Origin of the sequence: Acinetobacter sp. HR7, from assembly GCF_000773685.1 — a bacterium.
GTDB lineage: Bacteria > Pseudomonadota > Gammaproteobacteria > Pseudomonadales > Moraxellaceae > Acinetobacter > Acinetobacter thermotolerans.
In genome coordinates, this window is record NZ_JPQO01000046.1 from 56,614 (window position 1) to 67,882 (window position 11,269).

General features: G+C 42.0%; 9 protein-coding genes. 6 read left to right on the forward strand and 3 right to left on the reverse strand.

From position 1 onward, the window contains the following. Nucleotides 1–200: 200 nt before the first annotated feature. Complete coding sequence (dcd, locus tag GW12_RS03325) at nt 201–770, reverse strand: dCTP deaminase (protein ID WP_034583345.1); 570 nt, start codon at nt 768–770, stop codon at nt 201–203. A 381-nt stretch (nt 771–1,151) separates the two neighbouring features. Here dcd and GW12_RS03330 point away from each other — a divergent pair, with 381 nt between their 5' ends. The 3 genes from GW12_RS03330 to GW12_RS03340 are packed head-to-tail and all read left to right on the forward strand — an operon-like array spanning nt 1,152 to nt 4,647. Next, the gene (locus GW12_RS03330) at nt 1,152–2,156 is read left to right on the forward strand and encodes a TAXI family TRAP transporter solute-binding subunit (protein WP_034583348.1); all 1,005 of its coding nucleotides are present in this window, start codon (nt 1,152–1,154) and stop codon (nt 2,154–2,156) included. Continuing rightward, a complete protein-coding gene (locus GW12_RS03335; protein ID WP_034583351.1) occupies nt 2,156–2,641 on the forward strand; it encodes a DUF1850 domain-containing protein in 486 nt (161 codons plus the stop codon). The genes GW12_RS03330 and GW12_RS03335 overlap by 1 nt, the downstream gene beginning before the upstream one ends. Continuing rightward, entirely contained in the window at nt 2,638–4,647 is a 2,010-nt protein-coding gene (locus tag GW12_RS03340; protein ID WP_034583354.1) for a TRAP transporter permease, read from the forward strand. Before GW12_RS03335 ends, GW12_RS03340 begins: the two co-directional genes overlap by 4 nt. A 51-nt stretch (nt 4,648–4,698) precedes the next feature. Here GW12_RS03340 and apbC read toward each other — a convergent pair whose 3' ends face one another. Next, the gene (gene apbC, locus GW12_RS03345; RefSeq protein WP_034583355.1) at nt 4,699–5,958 is read right to left on the reverse strand and encodes an iron-sulfur cluster carrier protein ApbC; all 1,260 of its coding nucleotides are present in this window, start codon (nt 5,956–5,958) and stop codon (nt 4,699–4,701) included. Between the two features lie 284 nt (nt 5,959–6,242). Then, nucleotides 6,243–6,860: a hypothetical protein gene (locus tag GW12_RS03350; protein ID WP_034583374.1), complete on the reverse strand. Its 618-nt coding sequence runs from the start codon at nt 6,858–6,860 to the stop codon at nt 6,243–6,245. A 315-nt stretch (nt 6,861–7,175) separates the two neighbouring features. Between GW12_RS03350 and metG the strand changes: the two genes are divergently transcribed. From metG to GW12_RS03365, 3 genes are all read left to right on the forward strand, one after another. Continuing rightward, the gene (gene metG / locus GW12_RS03355; protein WP_034583357.1) at nt 7,176–9,236 is read left to right on the forward strand and encodes a methionine--tRNA ligase; all 2,061 of its coding nucleotides are present in this window, start codon (nt 7,176–7,178) and stop codon (nt 9,234–9,236) included. A gap of 411 nt (nt 9,237–9,647) precedes the next feature. After that, nucleotides 9,648–10,262, forward strand: a complete 615-nt coding sequence (locus GW12_RS03360; RefSeq protein ID WP_034583359.1) for a hypothetical protein — start codon at nt 9,648–9,650, stop codon at nt 10,260–10,262. A gap of 2 nt (nt 10,263–10,264) precedes the next feature. Then, complete coding sequence (locus GW12_RS03365; RefSeq protein ID WP_034583362.1) at nt 10,265–11,236, forward strand: MBL fold metallo-hydrolase; 972 nt, start codon at nt 10,265–10,267, stop codon at nt 11,234–11,236. Nucleotides 11,237–11,269: the final 33 nt, after the last annotated feature.

Below are 11,269 nucleotides of genomic sequence, written 5' to 3' on the forward strand. Positions count from 1 at the left end.
TTATCCTTAAGCTTCCCAGCCGAGTCAGTGCTTTTTTATATGATGCTGTTAGCATCTTTTATAGATATATTTCTGTCATTATGCTTATTTTTATATCGAATTCCAAAATATCGTGACCAAAAAGCCAAAGTTTCCGATGAATGAAATTCTAAAAAAATAAACGGGACTTTAAGTCCCGTTTATTCAATGTATTAGCAATATTATGCTTTTGGCAAGGTCACACCTGTCTGGCCTTGGTATTTACCACCACGGTCTTTATAGGATGTTTCACAAATTTCATCAGATTCAAAGAACAGCATTTGCGCTACACCTTCACCTGCATAAATCCGTGCCGGCAAGTTAGTCGTATTTGAGAATTCCAAAGTCACATGGCCTTCCCACTCAGGCTCTAGCGGCGTTACGTTAACGATGATCCCACAACGCGCATAGGTTGATTTACCCAGACAAACGGTCAGCACATTACGTGGAATGCGGAAGTATTCGACTGTACGCGCCAAGGCAAATGAGTTGGGTGGAATAATGCAAACGTCTGATTCAATATCGATAAAGCTTTTTTCATCAAAGTTTTTCGGATCAACAATCGCTGAATGCACGTTGGTAAATACCTTAAACTCGCGTGCGCAACGAACGTCATAGCCATAGCTCGAAACACCATAGGAAATGAGCTTTTGACCATTTTCATCAAAACGGACCTGGTTTTCTGCATACGGTTCGATCATGCCGTGTTTTTCGCTCATTTCGCGAATCCAGCGATCAGACTTAATTGCCATTGATGTCAATCCAAAATATTAAAATCAGTAATTGCGACGTACTTTAACTGAATTTTACCTTAATGAAAATAAGCTGCACCTTGATGGCTATATTTCATTCAGAATCTTGAAATGACGTTCCCGGTGATGCTTTTATTAAAGAGCTAATTAGGCATATTTCAATGATAAGTCCAAGCTATGTATCCTGCTTATTTTCTTCAACATATTGATAACGTAAATTTTTGAAAAAAATGCTATTAAAGGTATTCAGGCAAAATAATTGCTGATAGATTGTACCAGAACAACAATTGATCATTCACATTTTTCAACATCCAGACGGTTTCATACATTGTTGTTTTAACAATATTTTTAAAAATTACACAATAATATCAGGAGTCATATATGAATAAATGGATCAAACTTTCAGTCATGAGTGTAGCGCTATCAGGCGTAGTTGCTTGCTCAAATGATAAGGCTCAAAACAAATCTGCCGATCAGGCTGCATCTGGTGAAAGCGTAGCTGCAGATAAGCTACAAACCCGCTTTGTGAACATTGCTACAGGTGGCGCCTCAGGCCCTTATAATGTCATCGGGACAGGATTGGCTGAAATCTATAACAAGACCTACGGCGTGAGTTCCAAAACCCAGACCACCGGGGCTTCTGTTGAGAACCTGAATTTATTAAAACAGAACAAAGTTGAAATGGCCTTCGTGATGAGTGACAGTCTGACTGAAGCCATTAATGGTAAAGGCAGTTTTAGTTCTAAAATTGACAATGTTCAGCAGATCGCTGCTCTTTATCCAAACTATGTGCAAATCGTAACTTCAAAACGCTCTGGTATCAAAAATATTGAAGACCTGAAAGGCAAGCGAATTGCCGTGGGTGCACAGAATTCAGGTGTAGAAGTGAATGCCCGTACCCTGCTGAATGGTTTTGGGATTACCTATAATGATGTCAAAGTAGATTATCTTGGTTATGCTGAAGCAGCTGATGCCTTGAAAGGCGGCAAACTGGATGCAGCCTTCCTGACCAGTGGCATTCCAAACTCTTCACTCATGGAATTACAACAAGGTTTTGACCTGCAACTGGTCAGCATCAATCCAGACAAAGTCAAAGCCATTGCCAAAGATCAGGCTTATTTCCTGCCGATGACCATTCCTAAAGGTACCTATGGTAATGCTGAAGATATTCCTACAGCTGCGATCATGAATGCACTGGTGGTTCGTTCAGATCTCTCTACCGATGATGTATATAAGCTGACCAAGACTTTCTTCTCTAGTCTGGATCAACTGGCTAACTCACATCAGGCAGCCAAAGAAATCACTTTAGAAGGTGCACAAAAAGGTCTGGTTGCTCCACTGCATCCGGGTGCGCAAAAATTCTATGATGAGAATAAAGCGAACTGATGAAATGGATACAAGGTGCAGCAATTGCTGCACTTTTTGGTTTGGCTGCTTTTTTTATTAGCTGTGTTTGGATGACATTTCCGTATATTTTTGTGGAAGTGAAAGAACAAAATTTTCAGTGCAAAATTGACCAGAAATCTTTTCAGCTAAGCTGGATGCATTCGGTAGAAAGAACACAGTGGAAAGAACGTTATCGTCTAGACAAGGACCATTTCATTCTGACAGATACTCAGTTCATTTCATTTGGTGCGGGTACACCTGATCAAGGTACTATTACTCGACAGGAAGATGGCAACATCCATATGCAAATCAACCGGAAGATGAAAGAAATCAATTGGGTGATTTCACGCAGAATGCAGGGACAAATTGAGAGTGCTGATCGTATCTGGAATATTTATAAGGATTTTCCCGACTACAGCACGGTACAACTTTCTATAAGAAAAGACAGCCTATGGAAAAAAAGAGGTTTAAATGATTGCCTATGAATCCACAAGAAACAAGAAATGTGACCGAAGCACTGGATGATCAACAGCAACAAGAATTATTAGAAAAATTTGACCGTGAATCTGTCACTCGCAATCCGATTAACAAATCGGTTCGCTGGTTTATTGCTGCCTTGGCAATATCCTATTCTTTATTTCATCTTTATATTACTTTTAATCCCTTACCCGAACTGATTCAACGTGCAGCGCATGTCTCCATTGGTCTGGCGCTGATTTTCCTGCTCTATCCAGCACGTCAAGCCAGCAGTCGACAAAAAGTCGCATGGACAGACTGGATTTGGGTGATCGCCTCTTTTGCTTCTTTCTTTTATTTGTTTAAAGAGTATCAAGCGATTATGACCACCCGGGGAGGCATTCCCAATACGCTGGACATTGTCTTCTCGATTATGACGGTAGTATTGGTGGTTGAGGCTGCTCGAAGGGTAATGGGCTGGATGTTGCCGATCCTGGGACTGATTTTCTTGAGCTATCCATTTGTCAGTCATTTTGATTGGATGCCAGATCGCTTGCTGACCCGTCCTTATACATTGAGCGATATATTCGGGCAGATGTATCTCAAAACTGAAGGCTTATATTCATCAGCCATTGGGGCTTCAGTAACTTTTATCTTCCTATTTATCCTGTTTGGTGCATTTCTGGCGAAATCAGGAATGGGAAAATTATTCAATGATCTGGCTATGGCACTTGCCGGGCATAAGCAAGGTGGGCCAGCCAAAGTTGCGGTGATTTCCAGCGGTTTTATGGGCAGTATTAATGGTACTGCCGTTGCCAATGTGGTGGGAACCGGTTCATTTACCATTCCTTTAATGAAAAAAATTGGCTATCACAAAAACTTTGCCGGTGCTGTTGAAGCCAGTGCTTCTGTTGGCGGACAGATCTTGCCGCCAGTAATGGGTGCCAGCGCATTCATTATGGCAGAAACTACAAGTGTCAGTTACGGCACCATTGCCTTAGCCGCGGTATTGCCTGCCCTGCTGTATTATCTCGGTGTGATGGCACAAGTCCATTTCAGAGCCGGCCGGGATAACCTGAAAGGTGTGCCCAAAGCTGACTTGCCAAGAGTGAAAGAAGTCCTGAAAGAACGAGGACATTTATTATTTCCGATCGTTGCTTTGGTATTCTTTTTATTCCAGTCGATTCCAGTGAGTTATGCCGCTGTTTATACGATTTTATTGACCATTGTGGTCGCAGCATTCAAGAAATCCACCCGGATGGGGCCTAAGGAAATTCTAGAAGCTTTAGCAGATGGTGCCAAACAATCACTTTCAGTGATGGCCGCCTGTGCGGTGGTGGGGATTATTATTGGTGTGGTGAGCTTAACCAGTTTTGGCTCGGTAATGACCTCTTCAATCATGAGCATCGGTGCGGGCAGTCTGTTCCTGACCTTGTTCTTTACCATGATTGCATCAATGATTTTGGGTATGGGCTTGCCATCGATTCCGGCCTATATCATTACCGCGACTATGGCAGCGCCTGCTTTAGCCAACTTCGATATTCCAATCTTAGTCGCACATATGTTTGTGTTCTATTTTGGCTTGTTTGCCAATATTACCCCACCCGTTGCCTTGGCCGCCTTCGCCGGGGCCGGAATTGCCGGTGGTGATCCAATGCGTACGGGGTTTCTGGCCCTACGCTTGTCACTGGCTGGTTTTATTGTGCCATTCCTGTTCGTCTATAACCCGGCGATGCTGATGATTGATACGACAGATATTGCCGTGAATGCCAAAGAATTTGCCTTACCAGCATGGAATGTCATTTTAAGTATTACTGTAACATCCATTGTCGGCATTCTGGCACTGGGGGCCGCAGTCGAAGGGTATTTTAAAGCTAGCATGAACTGGTTCTGGCGCATTTTCCTCGGTGTAGGTGCACTCATGATGATTGTGCCGGAAACCATGACCGATATTATCGGCACCATCATGGTGATTATTGCGATTGGGTTTAATGTTATTCAGTCCAGGAAACATAACCAGATTTCTACGACCTGATAATAAAAAAGAGAGCCGAGGCTCTCTTTTTTAAATCTCAAATTTTACTGATTAGAAAATACGAGTTTTATCTTTTTCAGCTTTCGGTAATTTTGCTGCAATTTTTTCTGCAATTTCCATATAACTATCTGCTGCTTCATCGCCCGCAATTACTGACGGCGTTCCGGCATCAGCATTCTCACGAATCACTGCATTCAAAGGCAAGCGGCCAAGCAATGGAATGTGATATTGCTCTGCCAGTTGGTCACCACCGCCAGTACCAAAGATCTGCTCTTCATGGCCACAGTTCGAGCAGATATGAGTCGACATATTCTCGACTACACCCATCACTGGAATCTGTACACGATTGAACAATTCAATACCTTTAGTTGCATCCAACAATGCCACATTTTGCGGTGTGGTCACAATCACAGCACCTGTGACTGGAATACGCTGAGCGAGCGTTAATTGGATATCCCCTGTACCTGGTGGCATGTCAATCATCAGCACATCCAGATCTGGCCATAAAGTTTGATTGAATAGCTGCATCAAGGCACCAGTGGCTTTCGGACCGCGCCAAGCCACAGGCGTATTGTTGTCACCGGTTAAGTGACCAATGGACAGTACCGCCATGCCATAAGCATCCAGTGGAACAAACTGCTCAGCTTCGATCATTGGGGTTTTTCCCGCATTACCGAGCATGGTTGGAATACTTGGACCGTAAATATCTGCATCCAGCACACCAACATGCAAACCTAATTTTTTTAGGGCTAATGCCAAGTTCACAGTCGTCGTTGATTTACCGACACCACCCTTGCCGGAAGACACCAGAATCACATTCTGGATACGTGGATGTTTTGGCACATCACGTTGTTGTGGTGCAGCTTTCTGGATGGGTGGATTGTTTGGATCAGCTTCTGCAGCTTGAGCGGTTTTGCCAGAAGCATCAACGACTGGAGGCAGACTAGATTTTGGCGCAGCAGTTTGTGACTGGCTGGAGCAGCTTTCACCCTCGGCATGATGATGGCCACAGCCACCTGCTTTATGACCGGTTTTCTGCTGGATCACATGCATATTCAGCTCTTTAATCCCGCATTTTTCCAGCGCATCAGCCAGTTCATCATGAATCTGCTGTAGCTGTTCTTTTTCTTCCGGATAGGTATTAACGGTGATTTGCAGAATCTCGCCTTGTACATTGACCTGAGTAATACGGTCTTTCAAGGCATTGTTGGAATTTGGCAAGATATAGTTTTGCAGTACGTTCTGCACAGCTTCTTCGTTCACCTCCTTGGAAGGCGAAAAAACCGATTTAAGCGAAGAAAGCCACGACATAGGTTACTCCAAAAATATAGATAGACATCTGAATCACTTAGTTTAACGGGGTTTTAGCTCCAGGTTAAGCATTCCGTTTCAGAAGTTATCTCAATATCTATTATTTCCAAGCAATTTAGTGGGTTTAAACCATTTCATAAAACACTTTTGATTCAACCTCTCCGATCAGATAATTAACTTCGGATTATTTTTATCACAAAAAATTTAAGTTTCGCTTGGGCGACAGCTACATATTCATAAAGCGCACCCAAGCTCGGGATCATTCTTATTTTTATAAAGGTAATCTATTTGGATTGATCAGCCGAATTCTGATCACTTTTGGATTTGGCCTCTTGAGGCGGGTTTTTATCTTCTGCGTCCTCTGATTTAGACTGCTCTTTTTTCATCTTGTTCAAGGTATCTGTCGCCATTTGTTTCAGTTCGCTCAGTTTAGTGGTTGCTTCATGAACCAGATCGGTAATCTTCTGTTTGGTATCTTCCAGCTTATGGATGGCTTCATCTTTAAGATAAGTCATACGATCTTGCTGATCCTGACCATTGGCATGTTGCTGTTCTGCTTTGCCATTTAATCTTTGCGCTGACTGTTTTGAATCATTGGCTTCGCTGTTCTGCTTGGCTTCAGGTTTACCATTTTTCAGCTCATTCAGAATCTTTTCACCTTTTTGTAAAAGCTCTTCACCAATCGAAATGGCTTTAGCTTTTAAATCATCCATCTTGGTGGTTTCAGTTTTTTCATCAGTATGATGTTTCTGAGTATTTAATACTTCCTGATGCTCTTGATTATGCTGTTTATCGATTTCGTTTTGCTTGAGTTCTTTTTCCATCTGATCATTCGTTGCATGAGCGTGTTGTTGCTTGTCCTGATTTTGCTTTGAAGTACTGCTCTGGTTTTGTTGAGTCATGAGGTACCCTCCTAAGGTCATTCATATAATTATTCAAACCGCTTTTTTAGCACAAAGCATGTAAGGAATCGGACGAAGTAAGCAAACTGCAACAAAGCCTGTACATGTTGTTGCTATTACTTGCAGGAGGTTGTACATGCGTAACTTAATCAAATTTTTAACTGGCAGATTAATGGAAGATATCAAGCTTTGTATTTTGAATATTCAAGGCATTTTCCAAGTTGCATTTTAGCCAAAGCATTTCTTTGTAATCCCCTCTGCATCATGTAAAATTATGGCCCATTGCATAATGAATACGAATGAGAGAGTTAATCCGTGCGTAAAATCCTAGTCACCAATGCCCTTCCCTATGCCAATGGTCCCATCCATATGGGCCACTTACTCGGCTATATCCAGGCTGATATTTGGGTACGTGCCATGCGCGCGATGGGCCATGATGTGACCTATGTCTGCGCGGATGATGCTCACGGTACTGCGATCATGCTGCGTGCCGAAGCGAATGGCATTTCTCCAGAAGAACAGATCGCCAATGTTCAGAAAGAACATATCCGTGATTTTGACGGTTTTGGCGTGCATTTCGACCACTACGATTCAACCAATAGCGATACCAATAAAGCACGTTCTCAAGAGATTTATATCAAGAACCGTGAAGCGGGCAATATTGCAGTTCGTCCTGTCACCCAACTGTTCGACCCTGAAAAAGGCATGTTCCTGTCTGACCGTTTCATCAAGGGTACTTGCCCAAAATGTAAGGCTGAAGACCAGTACGGCGACTCTTGTGAAGTGTGTGGTACCACTTATAACGCGACTGAGCTAATCAATCCCAAATCAACTTTAAGTGGCGCGACTCCAGTTGAGAAATCATCGGATCATTACTTCTTTAAACTGCCAAACTTTGGTGAATACCTGCAAAAATGGACCCGTGATGAAGGCCGTCTGCCAGTATCCATCGCGAACAAGCTCGATGAATGGTTCGATGCAGGTCTGGCAGATTGGGACATTTCCCGTGATGCGCCTTATTTCGGCTTTGAAATTCCAGATGCACCAAACAAATACTTCTACGTTTGGGTTGATGCGCCAATCGGTTATATGTCGAGCTTTGAAAATTACATCAAGACCAAACGTCCTGACCTGAGCTTTGACGATTTCTGGAAAAAAGATTCTGAAAATGAAGTCTATCACTTCATTGGTAAAGATATTGTTTACTTCCATGCGCTGTTCTGGCCGGCAATGCTGGAAGGTGCCAACTATCGTACCCCAACTGGCTTATTCGTAAATGGCTTCCTGACTGTCAACGGTCAGAAGATGTCGAAGTCACGTGGTACGTTCATTAAAGCTGAAACTTATTTACAGCACCTGAACCCTGAATACCTACGTTACTACTTCGCCTCTAAACTTTCAGACAAGGTTGAAGATTCTGACTTGAATCTGGATGACTTTGTGCAGAAAGTGAATTCAGACCTGGTGGGTAAAGTGGTGAACATTGCCAGCCGTTGTGCGAAATTCATCAACACCAAGTTTGACAATAAACTATCTGCAACTTGTGCCGAGCCTGAACTAGTTCAAAGCTTTATCGATGCAGGTGATTCGATTGCCAAAGCATACGAAGCACGTGAATTCTCAACTGCGATTCGTGAAATCATGGCGTTAGCTGATAAAGCCAACCAATACATCGACGAGAAAAAACCTTGGGCACTGGCTAAAGTTGAAGGTGAAGAACAACAGGTTCACGACGTATGTTCAGTCGGTATCAACCTGTTCCGTCAATTGGCGATTTACCTGTCTCCAGTATTGCCTACTCTGGCTGCTCAGGTTCAGGACTTCCTGAAACTGGAAAGTTTTAATTTTGAATCTCGCAAGCAAATTCTGGTTGCACACGAAATTGCTCAGTTCCAGCCATTGATGCAACGTGTTGATCCGAAAGCTGTGGCTGCTATGGTCGATGCTTCTAAAGAGTCTTTAGGTGCGCCTGCTGCTGAACCTGCGAAAGCTGAGAAGAAAAAAGAAAAAGCCAAAGAGAAGAAAGCTGAACCTAAAGTCGGTGAAGCTGAGATCATCACCATTGATGACTTTATGAAAGTTGACCTACGTGTGGCTGAAGTATTGGAAGCGGCTCACGTTGAAGGTTCTGACAAGCTTTTACAACTCACTTTAAATGTCGGTGAAGCTGAACCACGTAATGTGTTTAGTGGTATTCGTGAGTTCTATAAGCCTGAAGACCTGAAAGGCAAACTGGTGGTGATGGTAGCGAACCTCGCTCCACGTAAGATGCGTTTTGGTATCTCTAACGGTATGGTACTGGCGGCTGGTAATGGCGAAGGTGTTTGGGTGATTTCACCTGAATCTGGTGCTAAACCGGGTGATAAAGTGTCTTAAGATTTAAAACCCAAGATAAGAAAAAGCCTCTACATTGTAGGGGCTTTTTTATTATTTTATTTTCCTCACCCTTGTGAAGCAATGCTTCTCATCTCCCACAGGGAGAGGGAGAATCCATTATTAAACTGATTTCGCAGTGTTCCTTCTCCTTTTAGAAGAGGGTTAGGGAGAGGTCTAAAAGCACAGCCCCTCTTTACACTCCAAACTCAATTTTCATTACGTAGGCAGTACCTTACTTTTGAAAGATCAAAAGTAACAAAAATCTTTTGTTCACTTGATGATACATCCATGTATCACAAGCGAACGGCGACATCCATGTCGCCTCCAATACTAATTAATTTCAACAATAAATTATTCTTAAATAACGGAGATATATGATATGTTTAAGAAAAAATGAGTAGTTAGAATAATATGAAGAATGCTATTAATATGCTTTTAGGGTTTGGTTTAATTGGTGGGATAATTTACTTTGTCTACTTTGTTATAAACTCTATATTTTCATGGTTTTCTGAACTTGATAAAACCTTAGCTGCCCCTCTTATTACAGCATCCTCAACAATTATTATTGCAACTCTTACGGTTGTCTTGGGTAAATATTTCGAAAGAATAAAAGAAATAGAAAGCCATCACCGAGCTAAAAAAGTTGAAATTTATGATGAATTTCTAATTTCTACATTTAATACCTTCTTCGACAAAGACCCCGATTTAGATTTAGTCAGTTTTTTACAAGATTGGCAGCGTAAAATAATCTTATGGGCAAGCCCAAATGTAATTAAAGCTTTCATTACATGGAAGACTCATTTATCTATATCAGAACCAAATGCTCAATCATTTTTTCTAATGGAGGATCTATTTAAAGCGATGCGTAAAGATATTGGCTTATCAAATAGAACTTTAGAAAAAGGCACTGTATGTCACTTAATTCTAAAAAATTCTCATTTATTTCTAAATGAAGCATCGAAGAATCCTAAACTGACATTAACAGAATTTGGGAAACTTGAAAATTTATTATCAAATAAAGAGTAATTATGAAAACTTTAAAACCATTCCTCCTAGCACTTGCACTAAGCACCATAGCCGTCACCACACAAGCAGTTGAACCCACCACCATTCCGACGCAAAAACAAGTTGCGGGCTACTACCATCATCAAATCGGTAATACTCAAATCACCGCCCTACTCGATGGTACAAACTACCTCAATCCATCCATGTTTAAAGGCTTGAGCGATACCGAAAAAACCGAAATTCTCAAGAAATACCATGCCGATCAAGCCAAAGGCATTCAAACCTCAGTCAATGCCTTCCTCATCAATACAGGTAATCAACTGCTGATGGTCGACAGCGGTGCTGCAAGCTGCTTTGGCGCACATTTAGGTTCCATTTATAACAATCTCAAAGCATCAGGTTATCAGCCTACGCAAGTGAATGACATTTTCCTGACACACTTACATCCTGACCATGTGTGTGGCATATCCAATAACGGTATAGCAAATTATCCAAACGCGACGTTGCATATTTCAAAAACCGAATATGACTACTGGCTGAGTCCAAACACTGTCAAAAAACTGCCGAAAGAACAGCAAGCCGGTTTCTTGGGCACGGTTGAAAAAGTTAAAGCGGCCATTGCACCCTATGAAAAAGCCAAAAAGATTAAAGTCTTTTCAGATAAATCTTTAGCTTTTGGTGGCGTGGAATTTAACCCGTCTTTCGGTCATACGCCGGGACATTACAGCTTTAAACTGAAAGCAGATGGACAAGAAGTAGTATTTATTGGTGATATCGTACATTCACATAGCTTGCAATTTGACAAACCCGAAACTGCCATTGAGTTTGATGTTGATTCCAAGGCTGCTGTTGAAACGCGTCTAAAACATTTTGCTGAATATGCCAAAGCGGGTCAGCTCATTGCAGCTCCACACTTACCTTTCCCAGGACTTGGTTATATTTATTCGAAAGATAGAAAGAGCTATCAATGGATTCCGGTACATTTTAAGGATTAGTGCCCTCACCCTAACCCTCTCCCACAGGGCATA